We start from the raw sequence: 19,052 nt of genomic DNA on the forward strand, positions 1-19,052 counted from the left end.
CTGCGTCGATTCGGAAAAGTTTGTGAAGCACACCACAGGCGGGGCGATTCGATTCGATGTGTTGGGCGGTGGCCTGCGAGGCTTGATGGTGGAGGTGTTTTCAGTCTCATGCCCCAGGAAGTAAACGAGCAGCGCACGGGCCTTGCCCAGGTGTCGGCGGTGCTCATCTGGCTCGGCGGCGGACACCGGCGCGAGCTGGGTGAGCGTCACGAACGGTCCGCCCACGCTGTCGCCGGCGCGGTTGCTTTGTCGGGTGCGGTGCTGGCGTGGCTGGTCGCGACGCTGGCGGTCGGCGGGTCGGCTCGCTGGCCGTTGACGGTCGTCGCGCCGCTCACCCTGGTCTTCGGTCTGCTGGTCGGCGCCGTCACCCGCGGCACCATCCCGGGGCCGGACCGGAGCCGCCTCGGTGTGGTGGCCCGTGCCGCGGTGGCGGCGGCGGTGGGCGTCGTCGTCGGCGACCTCGTGGCACTGGTCCTTCTATCCAGCTCGATCGACCATCGTCTCGACGAACGGGCGTTGCGTCACGCCGAATCGACCCCCGCCGTCGGGCAGGCATCGGCGGCCCTACAGCAGACCAGGGATGCCCGCGCCGCACTCGACGGCGCCGTCGCGCAGGCCCGTGATCGCCAGGACAAGGCCTTGATCGTCGCCCGGTGCGAGTACCGCCCTACGCCCGGTTGCCCGGAGACCCGGATCACCGGAGTCCCCGGTGCCGGGCCCGAGACACGCACGGCCAACGAGCTTCTCGCCGATGCCCAGCATGAATTGGACACCGCGCTGGCGGCGCGGGACACCCGCGCACCGGAGCTGGACGCCACGATTTCGCGACAGGAGCAAGCGCTGCGCGACGCACGCAACGGCGCTGTGGTGGATGCCGACCGGGGGCTGGGCGCACGCTGGGTCGCGATGAATGACCTCACCTCCGCCGACGCCGGCGCAATGGCCCTGCGGCTGCTGATGATCGGGGTTTGCGTGCTGCTTTACCTGGCACCCCTGATCCTCGGATTGTGGCGGGGTGAGACGACACACGATCGCCGTGCAACCTCGCGCGCCGAGCGCGAACGCGCCGAACTCGACGCGGACACCGCTATCGCGGTCAAGCGGGCCGAGGTGCGCCGCGAGGCCGAAATCCTGTGGGCCGAGCACCAACTCACGCAGGCTCGGCTTGCCGTCGAGGCGCAGACCGAGATCGACCGCGAGCACCAGCGCCGTCGGGTTTCCGAAGCTCTGGATACTGCGGTGCACGCGCCGTCTCGGCGGGCGTTCGAGCCGGGCGACGACGACGTGTATCTGCCGATCGCCGCCGCAGCCGAGGCGGCCAGCCGGGCGCTCACCCAACTGCCCGCGCCGGAGCCGGCCGCGGGCTTGGGCGCCCCCGAGACGCCCGACGTTCCGGAGAACCTGCCAGCTCCCCTATCGCCGGGCGGCCAGGTTGAGCCACACCAAGAACGGAATGCGCCGTTGATTCCGTCGATTCCGGACGCCACCAAGGCCGCGGCCCGCTGGATTCGCCCGCTGGTGCCGCCGTTCGTGGCGCGGGTGATCGACACCACCACCCAGCCACTGCGCACCGCGCGCCAGGTGTTCGAAGGTGTTCTCGAGGAGACCGAAGAGATCACGTTCACGCTCAAGCGCAGCCGCAAGGTGACGGTCAACTCCGAGGCCTCCGACACCCAGTTGTCTGGGCAACCCGCGAGCGCCGAAACCCCTTCGGTTCAAACTGATTTCGCCACCTCGTCGCGACACGAACCCGGCAAGCGGGCGCGCCGCCAGGTGGCCGGTGCCGATTCCCGTCCGTCCTTGCCGCGGCGGACCGGACATGATGCGGACCGCTTGCCGGTCCAGTCCGCTGAAAGCGACCGTCGGCGTGCGCTGACCAAGCGCGACGGGCCGCCCGAACTGGGTCCGCCCGACGGTCCACGCCAGTTGCCGCCGCCGAAATAGTCCTCCGCCGACTCGCCGGCCTGGACGCGCCGGCGGACCGTGCGGACGGTGCAGCCTATGCTCCGAACCCATCAGCTGACGGGTTCACATCGCGTTCGACTGTGGACCCGAAAGAAATTCTCGCACTTGACGCGGTGCGGGATCAGCGAACCAGGCTGATGCCGTAGTCGACCTCCGGCTCAGACAGAATCGGCGCGCGGCCCATCCGCCGGCGCCTGACACCCCGCCCCCGTGTCGGCCACCGCAGCGGCAGCCCGAAAGCACTACTCTCCGAACGCGCTTTCGGGTCGATGTTGTTGTAGTTGGAGGCGGCCGGGTTACCCCTCGAAAGCTCGGCCGCCCCAACGTCTTGGTGCGCGCTCAATAGGTCAGAGCGGCAGATTTGAACAGCGGACCCCACTCGTGCCGCGCCGCGGACTGCGCATCGACGAAGCTGGGAGTCTTCTCGCCGCCGCCCGCCAAGTGGACCAGTGCCCAAGCCATGGCGAATACCGGTACTTTGTGCCGTATTGCCGCGCTGTGCAATTCATCCAACGCGGCGTCGGAACGACACCGCCGAAGGCCGATGAGGATGCCCCGCGCGGTGTCGAGAATGCGCCCGGAGTTCGGGCCGCACGAAGTTTGGGCGGGAACCCAGTTCGTCGTCATGCTGTCGATACCTCCTGCTGCGCCCTCGCAAAACCGCTACTCGCATAGCGGCAGGAATCCGTGCGTTACGCATCGTCGCGGCCGCAATCCCCAAAAGGCGCCCTGTGCAATGATTTGCGGATCCGTCGAGTTGTGCCAGCCCGCCACCGACATTGATACTCGCCTGTGACCGTTTCGGGATCGGCTGCTCATCAAGAAATTCGCGACACGTGGTATCGAAACAGGCTGTGAACCAGCGTAATTAGTTGCCGACCCACGCCAGGCCACGGGGCCTAGAGAATCGCCTTGATCTCCTTCGCGTTGGCGATGTCGTCCCAGTCGATGCCGAGTCCCAGCAGGATCTCTTCGGTGTGTTGCCCATGCTCCGGGGCGCGCGCGGGAGACGGTGGTGTCTCGTTGAACTGGACTGGGGCGGCGACGATTCGGTACTTTTCACCGTGGTCGTCAACATTGGTTATCACGTATCCGTTGGGTTCGACTTGCGGGTCGTTGAGGGTTTCCCGCGGCGTCGCCAACGCACCCCACACGCCGGGCTCGTCTTTAAGCACCGCCTGCCAGTGCGCGAGGTCGTGACGGGCGAAAGTATTCGCCAGCAGCTCGGTCGCCGCCGCCGCATTGGCGATCAAGTTGCCGGACGGGACGAATCGCTCGTCATCGGCCAGTTCCGGCAGACCCATGCGCTCGCAGAAGCCCACCCAGAATTTGTCGGGCTGTAGGAACACCAGCTGGATCCACCTGCCGTCTTTGGTCTTGTAACGGTTGACGAGCGGATTGATGGCCAGCCCCGGCGGTGCGCCCGGGATGCCGTCGATATCGAAGAAGTCGGCCGCCGAGATCGACGGCGCTATCGACCACATCGCCTGTGCCAGCAGCGATGAGTCGACAATGGCCGGTTCGCCGGTGCGTTCCCGGTGGAATAACGCCGCGCATACACCGCCGGCCAGCGTTGCCCCGCCCTGCAGGTCACCGAATCCGGGCCCCTGGACCGCGGGTGTTTCGCTGCCGAACGGCGTGAGCGTGTAGGCGACCCCGCCGCGCGCCAGGTACGTCGCGGCGTCGAATCCGCCGCGATCGCGATCGGGTCCGCGGACACCCAGCCCGGTGCCGCGCGCGATGATGATCTTCGGGTTGAACGAGCGGATGTCCTCCACAGTCAGCCGGGCCCGCTCGAGTGCGCCGGGCAGCCAATTGGTCAAGAACACATCCGCACTGGCCAACAGCCGGCCGAACAGCTCGCGACCCGTTTCGGATTTGACGTCGATGCCGATGCTGCGCTTCCCGCGGTTACCCAGCTCGAGGATGAAGTCGGCATCCGGGCGGGCCGCTTGCCGGGTGAAACCTCCGACGACCAGCGCGCGGCCGGGATCGCCCGTGGTGACGCCTTCCACCTTGATGACGTCGGCGCCCCAGTCCGCCAGGGCGGCACCGGCAGAGGGCACGTAGGTCCACGACGCCAGTTCGACGATCCGTACCCCGTGAAGGACTCCGCCGTGCACGTCAGACATCGCCAACCCCCTCGTCGCGGCCATTCCTTGCTATTTTAGATATTCTAGCTAGTCTTGGGCGTAGCGATAGCCCATCTGCAGGTCAGCGCAGTTTTTCGTGAAAGAGATGCGATGGAGCCGACCGAAGGTCTCATTCCGCCGCCCGCCGCGGTGACCGCGTGTCCCGCTACGGCGCGGACGGGCGACCGGTCGATTAATTCCCGCTGCAACCGCGGTCTTGAAACGAATGGCATTGTGCCCCAATGCGGGTCGTGATGTAGAGACACGGACGAAGGACGGGGCGATGGGCAGGGTAGCCGGCAAGGTGGCCGTGATCAGTGGCGCCGCGCGCGGTCAGGGCCGTTCACATGCGCGGATGCTGGCGGCCGAAGGTGCGGACATCATTGGCGTGGACCTCTGCACCGACATCGATACCAACGAATATCCCCTGGCCCGCCCGGAGGACCTGGACGAAACGGCACGGTTGGTGGAAAAGGAGGGACAGCGCGCGTTCACCGCGATCGCCGACGTTCGCGACCGCGTCGCCCTGTCCTCGGCCATCGACGAGGGCGTCGCCGAATTCGGGCACCTCGACGTCGTGGTGGCCAACGCCGGCATCTGCCCACTGACCGCTGGCCTGCCCCCGAAGGCTTTCGCCGACGCGGTGGACGTGGACCTGGTCGGCGTGCTCAATCTCGTACACGCCAGCCTCAAACACCTGCAGGCCGGCGCGTCGATCATCGTCATCGGTTCCAACGCGGCATTCATGTCGTCGATGAACACCACCGGTATCGACGGCGGCCCCGGCGGTGCCGGGTATGCCTTCGCGAAACTGGCTGCCGCGCACTATGTCAACGACTTCGCCTTGGCGCTCGCTCCGTTCTCCATCCGGATGAACGCCGTACATCCGACGAACGTCAACACCGACATGTTGCACAGCCCGCCGATGTACCGGGCCTTCCGGCCCGACCTGAAGGAGCCGACCCGGCAGGACGCCGAACCGATCTTCCCGTTAGTCCAGGCGATGCCGATCCCCTACGTCGAACCCGAGGACATCAGCGAGGCGGTGCTGTTCCTCGCTTCCGACGCCGCCCGCTACATCACCGGACAGCAACTCCGCGTGGACGGCGGCGGCTTCCTCAAGGTAAAGCCATGGTCGGGCGCGTGACGGCGGTGGCACCAAGCAGCCTGCACCGCAACGGGACTCCACGATGACCGACGACCGCTCCGTCCAACGGCGCCTCTACGCGCTCATGGTGCTGATGAAGGCGGCCGACGACCGGCTCTCCAAGGGGATCGGGACCGGGGAGTTCATGTGCGTGTACTGGCCGTCCCGCGGCCAGGAGGCGATCGCCGCCGCGATGGGTGTCGCGCTACGGCCCGACGATCAGCTGGTGACCACCTACCGCGGGCTGCACGATCTCATCGGCAAGGGAGTCCCGCTCGAGGAGATCTACGGCGAAATGATGGGCCGCACCGTCGGTGCCAGCCGCGGCAAGGGCGGCACCATGCACATCGCCAAACCCGAGGTCGGCGTGATGCTTTCGACCGGCATCGTCGGGGCCGGACCCCCGGTGGCCGTGGGACTGGCGATGGCCGCCAAGCGCAAGGGTCTCGATCGGGTCACCGTCGTCAGCTTCGGCGACGGTGCCACCAACACCGGTTCTTTTCACGAAGCGGCCAACATGGCCGCGCTGTGGGACCTGCCCATGGTGTTCGTCTGCCAGAACAACCTGTACGCCGAGATGACGCCGACCGGCGACACCATGAAGCTCGAGCGGGTGGCCGATCGCGCCGCCGGATACGGGATGCCTGGGGTGCGTGTCGACGGCAACGACCCGCTAGCGGTGAAAGCCGCGCTCGACGCGGCGCTGCAGGGGGCCCGCGGCGGCGCGGGCCCCACCTTCATCGAGTGCGTGACCTTCCGCTTCCGCGGGCATTATTTCGGTGACCGAATGCCCTACATACCCAAGGATCAACTCGAAGCGGCGATGGCCGCCGACCCGGTGCCGCGCTTCCGTCGCCACCTTGCCGACGCCGGCGTCTGCGGCGAAGACGAGCTCGCGCGGATCGACGAGGAGGCACTGGCGACGGTGGAATCCGCCCTGCAGACGGTGATGAGCGCGGATTCGCCGACGACGGACGAACTCGACCGAGACGTGTACGCGACCCCGATCCGGTTCCCGGTCTGAGGATTTGGCGATGGACGAGAAAGAGATGACGATGCGCGAGGCGCTGAACCTCGCGCTGGATCAGGCGCTCGCGGCCGACGAGCGGGTGTTTTTGCTCGGTGAGGACATCGCCGATCCCGGCGCAGCCGGTCCGACCGCGGGGCTATCGACCAAGTACGGCCACGACCGCGTCCTCGACACACCGATCTCGGAGGCCGCGATCCTGGGTGCGGCCGTCGGCGCCGCCATCGACGGGCTGCTGCCGGTGGCCGAGATCATGATCATGGACTTCATCGGCATCGCCGCCGATCAACTGATCAACAACGCCGCCAAGCTGCGATTCATGACGGCCGGGCGCACGACGGCGCCGATCACCGTTCGCACCCAGGTGTACGCCGGGCTGGCCACCGGTGCGACGCATTCACAGAGCCTGGAGGCGTGGTTCATGCACATCCCCGGGATGAAGGTGATCGTGCCGTCCACGCCGCGCGACGGCAAAGGCCTGCTGACGGCGTCGATCTTCGACCCCGACCCCTGCCTGTTCATCGAAACCATCCGGCTGCAAAGCAAGAGGGGGCCCGTCCCCGTCGATCCCGGATTCTCGATCCCGTTGGGCCAGGCCGACATCAAGCGGCCCGGTACCGACGTGAGCCTGATCGGCTACGGACGTTGCGTGCACGACGCGCTTGCCGCGGCGGCCACCCTGGCCGAGCAGGGAGTCAGCGCCGAGGTCATCGACCTGCGCACCCTGGTGCCACTGGACGTCGAGACCCTCGTCACGTCCGTGGGGCGTACGCGCAGGGCCGTCATCGTCCACGACGCGGTCCAATTCGGCGGTCCGGGAGCCGAAATCGCCGCGATATTGGCGACCGAGTTGTTCGGTGAACTCGCCGCCCCCATCGAGCGGGTCGCGGCCCGGTTCGTGCCGAACCCGGCCGCCGCGGCGCTCGAAGCACAGGTGTATCCGTCGCCGGCGCGCATCGTCGAAGCGGCCCACCGCACGTGTAGGAAGGCGAAGGTGGGTGGCTGACTTCGTCATTCGCATCCCCCGGGTATCGGTGGCCGTGTCCGAGGCCGAACTCACCGGGCTGCTCGTCGGCGCCGGTGAGCACGTCGAGGCGGGCACTCCGATCTACGTGATCGCCACCGAGAAGGTGGAACAGGAAATCGAAGCGGGAGCGTCCGGCACCGTGCGGTGGACGGGCGAGGTCGGGACCACCTACGACATCGGTGCCGAAATCGGCGTCATCACGTCATAACCAGAAAGGCAAGCCCTATGGATCTCAACGAGACCCGCGAGAGAATCATCTACGAAAAAGAGGGCCCGATCGCCCGTGTCACGCTGAACTGGCCGGAGAAGGCCAACGCCCAGGACCAGAAGCTGGCCGAGGAGGTCGACGCCGCGCTGCTGGACGCCGACCGCGACTACGACATCAAGGTGCTGGTGCTCAAGGCCAACGGCAAGGGCTTCTGCTCCGGGCACGCGATCGGCAACAACGCCGTGGACTACCCGTCGTTCGTCGAGAACGCTATGGTGACAGGCCACCCGTGGAAGGCGCAGTCGGATCTTTTCGTGAAGCCGACCCTGAACCTCTGGGAGTTCTCCAAGCCGACGATCGCGCAGGTGCACGGCTACTGCGTCGGCGGCGGCACGCACATGGGCCTGACCACCGACATCGTCATCGCCGCCGAGGACGCCTATTTCTCCTATCCGCCGTTGCAGGGGTTCGGCATGCCGTCCGGCGAATGTTCCATCGAGCCTTGGGTGTTCATGAACTGGCGGCGCGCGGCGTACTACCTGTTCACCGCGGAGGTGATCGATGCCAAGAGGGCGCTGGAGGTCGGCCTCGTCAACGAGGTCGTCCCGCGTGACCAGCTCGACGACCGCGTCGAGGCCATCGCCCGTCACATCGCCCAGGCGCCGTTGACGACGCTGATGCTCACCAAGGCCAACCTGAAGCGGGCCTGGGAGCTGATGGGCATGCGGGTGCACTGGCAGAGTTCCAACGATCTCGTCGCGCTGGCATCGATCAGCAAGGATGTGCAGCAGCTGATTCAAACGGTCTTCAAGGACAAGGTGCTGCCGTCCGAGCACGCCCGCCGCCAGGCGGCGGCCGCCGCCCAGACCGACGGCGGCGCAACAACTTAGGCCCGCTGGTGAACATCGCCGATCATGCGATCGCAGCCGCACAGTCGCCGGTCCTGCTCACCGACGACGGCGCGATCTCGTTCGGTGAACTGTATGCCCGCAGCCGGCGGGTCGCCGCCGTCTTGCACAAGGCGGGACTGCGCCGGGGCGACGGCGTGGCGCTGGTACTGCCGAACCGGCCGGAGTTCTTCGAAATCACTTGGGGTGCTCAGCTTTCCGGGCTCTACTACACCGCGGTCAACACCCACTTCCTTCCCGACGAGGTCAGCTACGTCATCGACGACTCCGAGGCCAAGGCGGTCTTCGTCGATGCCTCGATGCCCGAACCGGCCGCACACATCAGCAACGCCACTGCCGCTGCGGTCGCCCACATCGCGGTCGGGGGTTCCATGACCGGCTGGCAGTCATATGAGGACGCGTTGGTGGCGGCGGGCGAGGCCCCGCCGGTGGCGGACGGGTCGGAGATGCTTTATTCGTCCGGCACCACCGGACGGCCCAAGGCGGTGCGGCGACCGCTGCCCGTCGACGGCAACGGATCGTGGGCGCAGTCGGTGCTGGAGATGGCGCTGATCCACAAATACGGAATGAGCCAATCGAGTGTGTACCTGTCCCCTGCACCGCTGTATCACGCTGCCGGAGTGAACTACACCATGGCGGCCAACCGGGTTGGCGCCGTGTCGATTCTGATGAAAAAGTTCGATGCCGAGGCGGTGTTGCGCCTCATCGAGACCCACCGGGTGACCCACGCGCAGTTCGTGCCGACGATGTTCGTGCGCATGCTCAAGTTGCCCGCCGGTGTCCGGGAACGCTACGACGTCTCCAGCTTGCAGTGCGTCATTCACGCGGCGGCACCGTGCCCGGTCGATGTCAAGCACCGGATGATGGAATGGTTCGGACCCATCATTCACGAATACTACGGCGGCACCGAAGGATTCGCGGGAACCACCATCGGCCCCCAGGAGTGGCTCGCTCATCCCGGCTCGGTGGGGATCCCGATGGCCCCGGTGCACGTAATCGGAGAGGACGGGCGCGAACTTCCCGTCGGCGAAGCCGGCGAGCTCTTCTTCGAAGGTGGCCCCGACTTCGAATACTTCAAGGATCCCGCCAAGACCGCATCGGTGTCCAACGACCGCGGGTGGCGCTCCTTGGGCGACATGGGCTATGTCGACTCAGACGGTTTCCTGTATCTCACCGATCGCTCGACGTTCACGATCGTCTCCGGCGGGGTCAACATCTACCCGCAAGAGGCGGAGAATCTGCTCGTCATGCATCCGAAGCTGGTGGACGCGGCGGTATTCGGCGTGCCCAACGACGAATTCGGCGAAGAAGTCAAGGCCGTCGTACAACCGGCCGACGGCGTGGTGCCCGGCCCCGAGCTCGAGGCCGAACTCATCGAATACTGCCGAGCTCACCTGGCCGGGTACAAGTGCCCGCGCACCGTCGAATTCCACCACGAGCTGCCGCGCGACCCGAACGGAAAGCTCTACAAAAGACGCATCCGCGACCGTTACTGGCAAGGACGGGTATCGCGGATCTTGTGACGCGACACAGGGGATGACGAGATGACGGTAGGAATGGGCAACGAGATTCCCAACGCGCGGACCTCGCAGAAGTCTGCGGCGAATTGGACGCCGCTATCGGTGCCGTGGGCGGTCCAGACCGCCGATCGAATCCCGAAGCAGCGCTACTACGACCCGGACTTCTACGCGTTGGAGTCCGAAATGTTCTGGCCACGCGTGTGGCAGATGGCGTGCCGGCTCGAGGAGATCCCCAAGGCCGGCGATTTCGTCGAATACGAAATCCTCGACGAGTCCATCATCGTGGTCCGGGTGGACGATCACAACGTGCGCGCCTACTACAACGCCTGCCGTCATCGCGGCGTGAAGCTGGTGGAAGGCAACGGGAATCGGCGCACCTTCGTGTGCCCATTTCACGGCTGGTGCTGGGGCATCGACGGGCGCAACACGTTCGTCCTGCGGCCCGAAGCGTTCGCCGAAGAGAACATCGGGGCCGACGACCTGCGGTTGGTGTCGGTGCGCTGCGAACTCTGGGGTGGTTGCGCGTGGATCAACCTCGACGACGACGCGCCGGCGTTGCGCGACTGGATGGAACCCTTCGCCTCGATCTACGACGCGTGGCAGGTGGATACGCTGCGCGTGCAGTGGTGGCAATCGTGTCGGCTACCGGTGAATTGGAAACTGGCGACCGCGGCGTTCATGGAGGGCTACCACGTCCCGCAGACCCATCCGCAGCTGCTGCCGTCCGCGCAGACCGGGAACCCCTCCGCGGCAGTACATCCCGTCGTCGCGAGCAGCCTGTATTTCATGCGTACGCTTGGTGACGGCATGGGTGGCATGACGCACGAAAACGACATCCGCATCGCCGAGGGACTGCAGAACATCGAGTTGCCGGCCGACCCGGCCGCGGCGATGTCGGCGTGGCGCAGCGCCCTCAACGATGCCGTCGTCACGTGGCATCGCGCCCGCGGCAGCAGCATCCCCGATCTCAACGACCTGGTCCGCCGCGGGATCACCGATGCAATCGGATTCGCCTTCCCGCACCACTTCATCCTGCCGACCTACAGCAGCGCATCCTCGTACCGCATCCGTCCACTGGGGCCCGAGGAGACGCTGTTCGAGATCTGGTCCCTCACCCGGTTTCCGGCGGACGCGTCGGCCGGCAGGCCCGCACCCCCCGAACCCATGGCACCCGATGACCCGCGCTGGCCGCCCATCCCGGCCCAGGATTTCTCCAACCTGCCCAGACAGCAGAAGGGCTTGCACGCGCGGGGCTTTGAGTTCATGCGGTTGTCCAATCAGATCGAGGGACTGATCTCGAATTTCGAACGCGTCATTGACGGGTTCCTGGCCGGCCTTCCCTACACCACCCTGCTGCCCGCCATCCAGAAGACCAACTCCACCATCGATGTACCAATCGTCGATCTCGAGTTCGGCTCGGAGGCACGGTGATCAGCCGCTGGGACCACTCGGTGGACCTGGTCATCGCGGGCAGCGGCGGGGGCGGCATGGTCGCCGGGCTGGCCGCACTGGACTGCGGGCTCGAACCGCTGATCATCGAGAAGCAGCCGCTGGTCGGTGGCTCGACGGGACTGTCGGGGGGCATCGTCTGGCTGCCGAACAACCCGTTGATGCGGGCCGACGGCATCGCCGATTCCCACGAAGACGGGCTGGCCTACCTGGCCGATGTGGTCGGCGACATCGGTGCGCCGTCGTCTCCCGAGCGACGCGAGATGTTCCTGACCGCGGGCTTCGAAATGATCAATTTCCTGACCCGCAGGGGTGTCGAACTGATCCGGTGTGCGGGTTGGAGTGACTACTACCCGAATCACAAGGGCGGCAACGCGTCCGGCCGCGCCGTCGAGGGCATCCCGTTCGATGCCGCGAAGCTCGGCGGCTGGAGCGGCAAGGTGCAGCCGCCGCTGGCCAAGAACTACGGCTATGTGGTGCTCACCAACGAGTTGCGGTCGGTTCAATATTTCAACCGCGCACCACGCGCGTTCGCGGTCGCGGCCCGGGTTTTCCTGCGCACCGCGATCGCACGGGCCCGGCGACGTCAGATCCTCACCAACGGCGCGTCGCTGATCGCCCAAATGCTCAAGGCGCTGATCGATCTCAGCGACGGCAATCCCCCGCTGTGGACCGATGCCGCGATGGCGGATCTGGTCGTCGACGACGGCCGGGTGGTCGGCGTGCGTGTCGTCCACAACGGCCAACCGTTGAACGTGCAGGCCCGCAAAGGAGTCCTGCTGGCCGCCGGCGGTTTCAGCCACAACACGCAGATGCGCCGCCGCTACAGCGGCGATCAGCCCAACGAAGGAAAGTGGTCGATCGCCAACGCCGGTGACACCGGTGAGGTGCTCGAGGCGGCGATGCGGCTCGGCGCCAAAACCGATCTGCTGGACGAGGCATGGTGGCTGCCTTCGGTTTTCATCGCCAATGGTGGCGCCGTCGCCGCCTCCCTCGGGTCGGGACGCCAGCGTCCCGGCGCCATCTACGTCGACTCGACGGGCAGGCGGTTCTGCAACGAGTCGAACTCCTACGTCGAGGTCGGCAAAGCGATGTATGCCAACAAGGCGGTGCCCTGCTGGATGATCTTCGACGAAGGCTATGTGCGCAGATACGTCACCAGCGCCAATCCGTTGCAACGAAACCGGCCGCTGCCCGCCGAGCTGATCGAGTCCGGTGCGGTCAAGCGCGCTGCCACCATGTCCGGTCTGGCCCGCGAGATCGACCTTGACGCCGACGAACTGGCGCACACGATCCAGCGCTTCAACCGATTCGCGGCCAAGGGGCTCGATCCCGACTTCGGCCGCGGCCAGTCCGCCTACAACGACTGTCTCGGCGACCCCGGCTATCGACCGAACGCCGCCATCGGCCCGCTCGACACCGCTCCGTACTACGCGACCAGGGTGCTCCCCGCCGACGTCGGGACGTGCGGCGGCGTCATCACCAACGAGCACGCACAGGTTCTCGACGAACGGGATCGGGTAATCGAGGGTTTGTACGCCACCGGCAACACGACCGCGACGGTGATGGGCCGAACGTATCCGGGTGCCGGTGCGAGCATCGCCAGCTCCATGGTGTTCGGTTACGTCGCCGCGCGCCATGCCGCGGGACGCAAGATCGCCGGCGAGATGAGCCGTTAGGCGGTGTCGATACCTGTCGAACGTGACGGTGCAGTCACGCTCGACGCCGACGGCGGCGTCACGTTGGTGGGGAACCCTTCTCGTCGCGGTCGACGAACTCGCGCGGCGTCATACCCGACTGCATCAGCTCGGCCCGCCGCGCCTGCACATCGGACGCGGCGCCCACCATATTCGTCAGGATGTGGCTGACCTGTAGATGCACCCGCATGCCCATCAATTCCCACGCGCGCTTCACGTTGTTCTTGACCGCCATCAGTGTGGTCAACGGGATTTGGGCGATCTTGCGCGCCATCTCCTCAACGGTGTCCTCGAGGTCGTCGCGCGGGACCACCCTGTTCAATAGGCCCCATTCAAGGGCTTGCTGCGCGGACAGCGTCGGCGCCAGCAGGAGCCAGTCCATGGTGCGATGCCAATTCATCAGCAGCCACGGCTCGATCATCGTGTGCCCGCCGGGTTCGCCGAGGCTTTGGGCAAGTGGCATCTGAAAGTACGCGTCCTCGGAGGCGACGCAGAAGTCGGTCAGCAGGCCGAGATAGATCCCGCCGCCCACGCAATAACCATGGATTTGCGAGATGGTCGGCTTGGGGAACTCCCACAGGTACAGCGTCGGCCACAAGAACAGGTCAGCGGTGCCTTTGTAGAGGTCCTCGAACGTGTCCCCGAAATCCGGATACGGGTTTTCCTCCGGGGCCCACCGCGCCACATGGCCGCCGCAGAACCCGTTGCCGTTCGCCTTGAGAATGACGACCTTGATGTCCTTGTCGCGGTCGGCTTCATGCAGGCAACTGTCGACCTCGCCAACCAGGACCGCGTCTTTGGTGTTGGCCTTGTCCATCCGGTTCAAAACGATCCGCGCGATCGGCGGTTCGCGTTCATAAATGACCGCTTCCAGGACGCGCCGCTCCATCCCGGTGACATTACCGGAGACTCCCATACCGCGAATTCGCTTTGCGGTTGCGCAATGTTCGCAGGAGGAGTGAAGTGTATGGAAGCGCTGGACCAGTCCATGACGAATGGAGCTGTGATGACGACTCCGTCGGACCGAGCGGCACAGTTGGACCTGGTGGCCCGGTTGCAATCCTGCTATCCCGAACTCCCGGACGCTCCCACGCCGGATCTCATCGACCACGAGCGTTTCAACGCCTACGTCAAGACTCCCCATGATGTCGGCGGCGAGCCGGACGCTCCCATCGAGTTCGAGAACAAGCAGTACGAAATTTGGGAGCACAACACCTATGTCATGTGTGAGGTGCTCGGCTGGCGGGGGATCTGGTTGTCCGAGGAACGCCGCCGGATGGGCAACGTCGACCTGGGCCGCACCATCTATCTCGGCCTCCCCTACTACGTGAGGTGGTTGCTCGCCGTGGTGCGCGTCCTCGTCGAGAAACACCACATCGGCCTGAGCGAGTTGGCCGAACGCATGGCCGACGTCAAGGCGCGATATGAGGGCGGCTTGGCGGGAAAGGCATTGGAGGCCAAGCCGAAACTCGAAGGTGATCCCGCCGGGGTCACACGCAACAAACATCACCTCCACGCGGCTGGAAAGGGCGACCCCCAGGTCTTTGCAGGACAGGCCGGCGAACCGGAGTTCCGGGTCGGTGACAAGGTGGTCGTGAAAGATTTACCCATCCTGCTTTACACCCGCACTCAGGAATACGTACGGGGCGCGACCGGCGAGATCGCGAAGGTCTCCTACGAAAGCCCCGCTGCCGAAGACGAGACCTGGGCCGGCCCCGATCAAAAGCCGGAGTGGTTCTACATCGTTCGGTTCAACCTCTCCGAGCTCTGGCATGGCTACACCGGTCCCGGCAATGACACGCTGCAGACCGAAATTCCCGAGCGGTGGCTTCGGGCCGCCATTCAGTCCGAAGGGACGTCTGCATGACCGACCACGATCACGACCACGATCGCACCGCCGCACCCATGGTGGATGAGGTCACCGACTTCGAAGTCCTGGAGATCGCTCTTCGCGAATTGTGTATCGAGAAGGGGATTTTCACCGCGGAAGAACACCGCCGGATGACCGAGTACGCCGAACAGATCGGCCCGCTTCCGGCATCCCGGCTGGTGGCCCGGGCCTGGCTTGACCCCGCGTTCAAGGAACTCGTCATGTCCGATCCGCTGGCGGCCAGCAAGGAAGTCGGAGTTGACTGGCTGCAGCCCACGGGTTTTGGAACCCCCAGCGATTTCACCGCGTTTCACGTCCTCGAAGACACCCCTACGCTGCATCACGTGATCGTGTGCACGCTGTGCTCGTGCTACCCGCGCCCGATTTTGGGCAATTCGCCGGAGTGGTACCGCACACCCAACTATCGCCGCCGTATCGTGCGCTGGCCGCGCCAGGTACTCGCGGAATTCGGCCTGATCCTTCCAGAAGACGTCGAGATCCGGGTGGAAGACTCCAACCAGAAGCATCGCTTCATGGTGATGCCCGTCCGTCCCGAAGGAACCGACGGCTGGACCGAGGACCAGCTGGCCGAAATCATCACTCGCGACTGCCTGATCGGTGTGGCACTCCCCAAAGCCGGCGTGACCACCAACGTGATCACGCAAACCCGACCGGCCGTCCATCCGGTCGGCGACTGAGGGTCGGGGGCAAACAGTGAGCACTTCCGAAGGTTTACCCGCAGCCGAAGGCGCCACGATCGCGCCGTTGACGAAAATTGTTGAACACAACCAGGTCTGGAGCCGCATGGCGGCTACATACGGCGTCGACAATCCAGTGCCGCCGTGGAAAACGAGTCTCGACGGTATTTGCGACGCCCTCGATCAAAGCAGTTGCGGCCCAGCGGTACTCAACTTCGTCGACCGGCGCGACGAAGAGGACGCGCTGTCGGCAACTCTCTACGCTGACCTTCCTTACCCGGAAAACCGCCTGATAGCACTGGCGCATTCGCTCGTGGTGCGCGGCCTCATCGACGAGGTCGAACTCGAAGAGCGCATGGCAGCAGTGCGGGCCAGGCTCGAATCCTGACCAGGCTCCCCGCGACGAACATCACACCTCGCACCCCGTCGCTTTTTAGTGATTCGGTGCCGGGTGCGCTAAGCTTGCGGCACGTTGGTCTCTTCACACGAATGCCAACAACGTCGTGGAACGCTTCCTCATCCCCCGGTGCCAGCCCAAAGTCTGCGCTTGACACCGAATCCAGATGACCGTGCATCCGCACTAGCTTGTCTCGCGGCGATCGATTTTGCCGACCGGCAATCTCGCCACCTCGTGCCGATGCCCACGCGACGTTTCGCCTCCAGCGCGGCACCACCGATGCCTGAAAGGCACCGAAAAAGTTGACCACCAACAAAACTTTTACCGAACTCGGCGTGCGCAAACACATCGTGAATGCGCTCGCCACGCGCGGCATCACACATCCATTTCCGATTCAGGTCGAGACCCTGCCCGACACTCTTGCCGGTCGTGACGTACTCGGTCGTGGGAAGACGGGCAGTGGAAAGACCCTCGCCTTCTCGATCCCGCTAGTCAGCCGGCTTTCCGACGGAAACCGGCACTCCTCGCGGCCGTCGGGCTTAGTGCTTGCGCCCACCCGCGAGCTGGCGAGCCAGATCACTGCGACCCTGGAGCCGTTGGCGGCCGCCTGCGGTCTGCGCGTCACCACGATCTTCGGCGGTGTTTCGCAAAGTCGTCAGGTCGCTGCCCTCAAGTCGGGTGTCGACATCGTGGTGGCCTGCCCGGGTCGGCTCGAGGATTTGATGAAGCAGCGTTTGATCAGCCTCGAGGCGGTCGAGATCACGGTCATCGACGAAGCGGATCACATGGCCGATCTCGGCTTTCTGCCCGGCGTCACGCGGATCCTGGCGGCCACTCCGAGTGGCGGCCAGCGGCTGATGTTTTCGGCGACCCTGGACAACGGCGTCGACAAGCTCGTCAACCGGTTCCTCCGCAACGAGGTGCTGCACTCCGTCGACGGGGTCGACTCGCCGGTAGCCGCAATGACCCACCACGTGTTCCACGTCGCCAATGCGCAGGCCAAGAAGGAAGTTGTGCATCGGCTCGCATCGGGCACCGGGCGCCGGATCCTGTTCATGCGTACCAAGCATCAAGCGCGCAAGCTCGCTAAACAGCTCACCGAATCGGGAGTTCCGTCAGTCGACTTGCACGGCAACCTGTCTCAGCCCGCACGCGAGCGCAACCTCGCGATGTTCGCCTCGGGTGGCGCTCGCGTCCTGGTGGCGACCGATATCGCCGCGCGTGGCGTGCACGTCGACGAGGTCGAACTTGTCGTACACATCGACCCGCCCAGTGAGCACAAGTCCTATCTGCACCGTTCCGGGCGCACGGCGCGGGCGGGAAGCGCCGGTGACGTTGTCACGGTGGTCCTGCCCGAGCAGCGCCAAGACACCCAGGTGTTGATGCGCAAGGCCGGTATCAAGGTCGCTCCTCAACAGGTGACCGCGACGTCGGACGCGGTGCAAGCGCTGGTGGGCGAGGTCGCGCCCTACCAGGCCCCCGCACCCGTCCGGGTGCCATCGCCCGCGGCTCAGCAACATCGGCCCAGCTCCAGCGGCCAGCGGCGTCGCCGGACCAGCAGGTCCCCGAAGACCACTCCGACATCCACCGAATCGGTGATATCTCATCGCACCGCCACACCTACGCGGCGGCTGGATCGTCGCCGCTCGAGCCGTGCTCAAGGGAGTACTGGGTAGCCACCGGTCATCGCCGGGCCAGCAGCCACGCCTGGCCGTCGCCTTCGTCAGCGCCGATCAGGTCCAGGCCGGCGAAGGCGGCGGGCAGCTCGCCGGCCACGGCGCGGAAGGGACCGGGACTGGTTCCGACTTCGCTCAGTGCGGCGATCGCCAGCAGCCCGCCCGGCGAGAGCCGTTCGGTGATCGCCCGGTCGAGGCGAGGGTCCCGGAACTTGCAGCAGAGGATGACATCGACCGGCGCACCCGCCGGCAGACCGTTGTCGAAATCGACAACGTCGAAGCGACAGCGGTCTCCCACCGCGGCGCGTTGAGCCAGTTCCCGCGCGTGGCTGATGGCCACCGGCGAGATGTCCAGCCCCACCACCCGCAGGCCGCGTGAAGCCAGCCAGACCGAGCCGGTCCCCTGTCCGCACGCCAGGTCCAGGGCCCGGCCGGCCGTGGGAAACACATCCGCATGGCCCGCGAAAACCCGGGGCGGTGCAACCGAACTCAACGGTGGCGGCCCCTTCGCCGCGTACCGTTCGTCCCACCGGCGCCGGTCCGCTTCGCCCATACGCGCCACTCTAGAACCCGATTTCTTCTGGACAACTGTCTGTTATTGGGGTTCCGCGATCGAGCCGACCGCGACGAATTGATGTTTGTTGGTGGCAGGTCACGTTCCTACACTGGACGGGTGTCTAGAGATGCGTCGTTCCCCGCCGCTGCCGGGCCCTCGGCCGGGGCCGGCGCGGGCCGCCGGTCGGACCGTCGCCCCGGACAGACCATTCGCAAGGTTCTCGATGCCGGGTTGGCCGAGCTGCGGGAATCCTCGTACGCGAACCTGACGATGCGCGCGGTGGCGACTCGCGCCGGGGTGTCGCCGGCCAGCGCCTACACCTACTTTCCGTCGAAAAGCGCGCTGGTCGCGGCGGTGTATCTGCGCTTCCTGCGCGACCTGCCGCTGCATACCGACGTCAACGACACGACCAAGACCCGGGTCAGCGCAACCCTGCGTGACATGGCGGTCGTCGTCGCCGATGAGCCGGAGCTGACGGCCGCCTGTGGCGCAGCTCTGATGGCCGACGATCCGGCGGTCACACCCCTGCGCGAACAGATCGGCGAAGAAGTCGCCAAGCGGATCGGGGCCGCGCTCGGTCCGGGCTGGCCCCGAGCCGTGAAATCCACGCTGCAGATGACCTTTTCGGGCGCGCTGATGACCGCCCGGTTCGTCAGCTTCGCCGAGATCTCCGGACAACTCGACGAGGCGGTCAACCTCATCCTGGGCGCATCGGTGGCATGAAGGCCGCGGTGCCCCAGGCCGATAGGCCGGTTTTCGGCTAGCTGTACCGGGC

General features: G+C 65.9%; 18 protein-coding genes. 14 read left to right on the forward strand and 4 right to left on the reverse strand.

What is annotated here, in order from left to right; genetic code table 11:
- Positions 1 to 108: 108 nt before the first annotated feature.
- Positions 109 to 1,944 (forward strand): DUF4407 domain-containing protein, encoded by a 1,836-nt coding sequence (locus A5782_RS24120; RefSeq protein WP_067104792.1) that lies wholly within the window; start codon positions 109 to 111, stop codon positions 1,942 to 1,944.
- A gap of 360 nt (positions 1,945 to 2,304) precedes the next feature.
- On the opposite strand, the gene A5782_RS24125 is transcribed toward A5782_RS24120, so the two are convergent.
- Complete coding sequence (locus A5782_RS24125) at positions 2,305 to 2,592, reverse strand: ANTAR domain-containing protein (protein ID WP_067104793.1); 288 nt, start codon at positions 2,590 to 2,592, stop codon at positions 2,305 to 2,307.
- A 272-nt stretch (positions 2,593 to 2,864) separates the two neighbouring features.
- Complete coding sequence (locus A5782_RS24130; protein ID WP_369815677.1) at positions 2,865 to 4,121, reverse strand: CaiB/BaiF CoA transferase family protein; 1,257 nt, start codon at positions 4,119 to 4,121, stop codon at positions 2,865 to 2,867.
- Between the two features lie 259 nt (positions 4,122 to 4,380).
- Here A5782_RS24130 and A5782_RS24135 point away from each other — a divergent pair, with 259 nt between their 5' ends.
- The 8 genes from A5782_RS24135 to A5782_RS24170 are packed head-to-tail and all read left to right on the forward strand — an operon-like array spanning position 4,381 to position 13,062.
- Complete coding sequence (locus A5782_RS24135; protein ID WP_067104795.1) at positions 4,381 to 5,244, forward strand: mycofactocin-coupled SDR family oxidoreductase; 864 nt, start codon at positions 4,381 to 4,383, stop codon at positions 5,242 to 5,244.
- 43 nt (positions 5,245 to 5,287) lie between these two features.
- Positions 5,288 to 6,268, forward strand: a complete 981-nt coding sequence (locus A5782_RS24140; protein ID WP_067104796.1) for a thiamine pyrophosphate-dependent dehydrogenase E1 component subunit alpha — start codon at positions 5,288 to 5,290, stop codon at positions 6,266 to 6,268.
- Positions 6,269 to 6,278: 10 nt separating this feature from the next.
- Positions 6,279 to 7,277 carry an alpha-ketoacid dehydrogenase subunit beta gene (locus A5782_RS24145; protein ID WP_067104797.1) on the forward strand — a complete coding sequence of 333 codons (999 nt, stop codon included), beginning with the start codon at positions 6,279 to 6,281 and terminating at the stop codon, positions 7,275 to 7,277.
- Positions 7,270 to 7,506: a biotin/lipoyl-containing protein gene (locus A5782_RS24150; RefSeq protein ID WP_067104798.1), complete on the forward strand. Its 237-nt coding sequence runs from the start codon at positions 7,270 to 7,272 to the stop codon at positions 7,504 to 7,506. Before A5782_RS24145 ends, A5782_RS24150 begins: the two co-directional genes overlap by 8 nt.
- Positions 7,507 to 7,523: 17 nt before the next feature.
- Positions 7,524 to 8,396: an enoyl-CoA hydratase-related protein gene (locus A5782_RS24155; RefSeq protein WP_067104799.1), complete on the forward strand. Its 873-nt coding sequence runs from the start codon at positions 7,524 to 7,526 to the stop codon at positions 8,394 to 8,396.
- Between the two features lie 8 nt (positions 8,397 to 8,404).
- Positions 8,405 to 9,937 (forward strand): acyl-CoA synthetase, encoded by a 1,533-nt coding sequence (locus tag A5782_RS24160; protein WP_067104800.1) that lies wholly within the window; start codon positions 8,405 to 8,407, stop codon positions 9,935 to 9,937.
- Positions 9,938 to 9,970: 33 nt separating this feature from the next.
- Positions 9,971 to 11,365 carry an aromatic ring-hydroxylating dioxygenase subunit alpha gene (locus A5782_RS24165; RefSeq protein ID WP_067104801.1) on the forward strand — a complete coding sequence of 465 codons (1,395 nt, stop codon included), beginning with the start codon at positions 9,971 to 9,973 and terminating at the stop codon, positions 11,363 to 11,365.
- The gene (locus tag A5782_RS24170; RefSeq protein ID WP_156624094.1) at positions 11,362 to 13,062 is read left to right on the forward strand and encodes an FAD-binding protein; all 1,701 of its coding nucleotides are present in this window, start codon (positions 11,362 to 11,364) and stop codon (positions 13,060 to 13,062) included. The genes A5782_RS24165 and A5782_RS24170 overlap by 4 nt, the downstream gene beginning before the upstream one ends.
- A gap of 58 nt (positions 13,063 to 13,120) precedes the next feature.
- Here the strand turns inward: A5782_RS24170 and A5782_RS24175 are convergent, their stop codons facing one another.
- Complete coding sequence (locus A5782_RS24175; protein WP_067104802.1) at positions 13,121 to 13,969, reverse strand: enoyl-CoA hydratase-related protein; 849 nt, start codon at positions 13,967 to 13,969, stop codon at positions 13,121 to 13,123.
- 117 nt (positions 13,970 to 14,086) lie between these two features.
- On the opposite strand from A5782_RS24175, the gene A5782_RS24180 reads away from it, so the two are divergent.
- From A5782_RS24180 to A5782_RS24195, 4 genes are all read left to right on the forward strand, one after another.
- The gene (locus A5782_RS24180) at positions 14,087 to 14,947 is read left to right on the forward strand and encodes an SH3-like domain-containing protein (protein ID WP_067104811.1); all 861 of its coding nucleotides are present in this window, start codon (positions 14,087 to 14,089) and stop codon (positions 14,945 to 14,947) included.
- Positions 14,944 to 15,648, forward strand: a complete 705-nt coding sequence (gene scnC, locus A5782_RS24185) for a thiocyanate hydrolase subunit gamma (RefSeq protein ID WP_067104803.1) — start codon at positions 14,944 to 14,946, stop codon at positions 15,646 to 15,648. Before A5782_RS24180 ends, scnC begins: the two co-directional genes overlap by 4 nt.
- Positions 15,649 to 15,754: 106 nt before the next feature.
- On the forward strand, positions 15,755 to 16,036 hold the full coding sequence (locus tag A5782_RS24190; protein ID WP_231986770.1) for a thiocyanate hydrolase: 282 nt from the start codon (positions 15,755 to 15,757) through the stop codon (positions 16,034 to 16,036).
- 311 nt (positions 16,037 to 16,347) lie between these two features.
- Positions 16,348 to 17,721 (forward strand): DEAD/DEAH box helicase, encoded by a 1,374-nt coding sequence (locus A5782_RS24195; protein WP_067104805.1) that lies wholly within the window; start codon positions 16,348 to 16,350, stop codon positions 17,719 to 17,721.
- A gap of 7 nt (positions 17,722 to 17,728) precedes the next feature.
- On the opposite strand, the gene A5782_RS24200 is transcribed toward A5782_RS24195, so the two are convergent.
- Positions 17,729 to 18,274: a bifunctional 2-polyprenyl-6-hydroxyphenol methylase/3-demethylubiquinol 3-O-methyltransferase UbiG gene (locus A5782_RS24200; protein ID WP_067104806.1), complete on the reverse strand. Its 546-nt coding sequence runs from the start codon at positions 18,272 to 18,274 to the stop codon at positions 17,729 to 17,731.
- A gap of 120 nt (positions 18,275 to 18,394) precedes the next feature.
- Here A5782_RS24200 and A5782_RS24205 point away from each other — a divergent pair, with 120 nt between their 5' ends.
- On the forward strand, positions 18,395 to 19,000 hold the full coding sequence (locus A5782_RS24205; protein ID WP_067104807.1) for a TetR/AcrR family transcriptional regulator: 606 nt from the start codon (positions 18,395 to 18,397) through the stop codon (positions 18,998 to 19,000).
- The last annotated feature ends 52 nt before the right edge of the window (positions 19,001 to 19,052 follow it).

The organism is Mycobacterium sp. 852002-40037_SCH5390672 (assembly GCF_001665875.1).
Taxonomy (GTDB): Bacteria; Actinomycetota; Actinomycetes; order Mycobacteriales; family Mycobacteriaceae; genus Mycobacterium.

What these genes read in the sequence shown, in the direction of transcription:
- A5782_RS24180 (WP_067104811.1), top strand. Translation starts at nt 14,087, where the DNA reads ATGACGACTCCGTCGGACCGAGCGGCACAGTTGGACCTGGTGGCCCGG.
- A5782_RS24120 (WP_067104792.1), top strand. Translation starts at nt 109, where the DNA reads ATGCCCCAGGAAGTAAACGAGCAGCGCACGGGCCTTGCCCAGGTGTCG.
- scnC (WP_067104803.1), top strand. Translation starts at nt 14,944, where the DNA reads ATGACCGACCACGATCACGACCACGATCGCACCGCCGCACCCATGGTG.
- A5782_RS24200 (WP_067104806.1), bottom strand. Translation starts at nt 18,274, where the DNA reads ATGGGCGAAGCGGACCGGCGCCGGTGGGACGAACGGTACGCGGCGAAG.
- A5782_RS24155 (WP_067104799.1), top strand. Translation starts at nt 7,524, where the DNA reads ATGGATCTCAACGAGACCCGCGAGAGAATCATCTACGAAAAAGAGGGC.
- A5782_RS24135 (WP_067104795.1), top strand. Translation starts at nt 4,381, where the DNA reads ATGGGCAGGGTAGCCGGCAAGGTGGCCGTGATCAGTGGCGCCGCGCGC.
- A5782_RS24125 (WP_067104793.1), bottom strand. Translation starts at nt 2,592, where the DNA reads ATGACGACGAACTGGGTTCCCGCCCAAACTTCGTGCGGCCCGAACTCC.
- A5782_RS24140 (WP_067104796.1), top strand. Translation starts at nt 5,288, where the DNA reads ATGACCGACGACCGCTCCGTCCAACGGCGCCTCTACGCGCTCATGGTG.
- A5782_RS24145 (WP_067104797.1), top strand. Translation starts at nt 6,279, where the DNA reads ATGGACGAGAAAGAGATGACGATGCGCGAGGCGCTGAACCTCGCGCTG.
- A5782_RS24190 (WP_231986770.1), top strand. Translation starts at nt 15,755, where the DNA reads ATGGCGGCTACATACGGCGTCGACAATCCAGTGCCGCCGTGGAAAACG.
- A5782_RS24165 (WP_067104801.1), top strand. Translation starts at nt 9,971, where the DNA reads ATGGGCAACGAGATTCCCAACGCGCGGACCTCGCAGAAGTCTGCGGCG.
- A5782_RS24175 (WP_067104802.1), bottom strand. Translation starts at nt 13,969, where the DNA reads ATGGAGCGGCGCGTCCTGGAAGCGGTCATTTATGAACGCGAACCGCCG.
- A5782_RS24130 (WP_369815677.1), bottom strand. Translation starts at nt 4,121, where the DNA reads ATGGCCGCGACGAGGGGGTTGGCGATGTCTGACGTGCACGGCGGAGTC.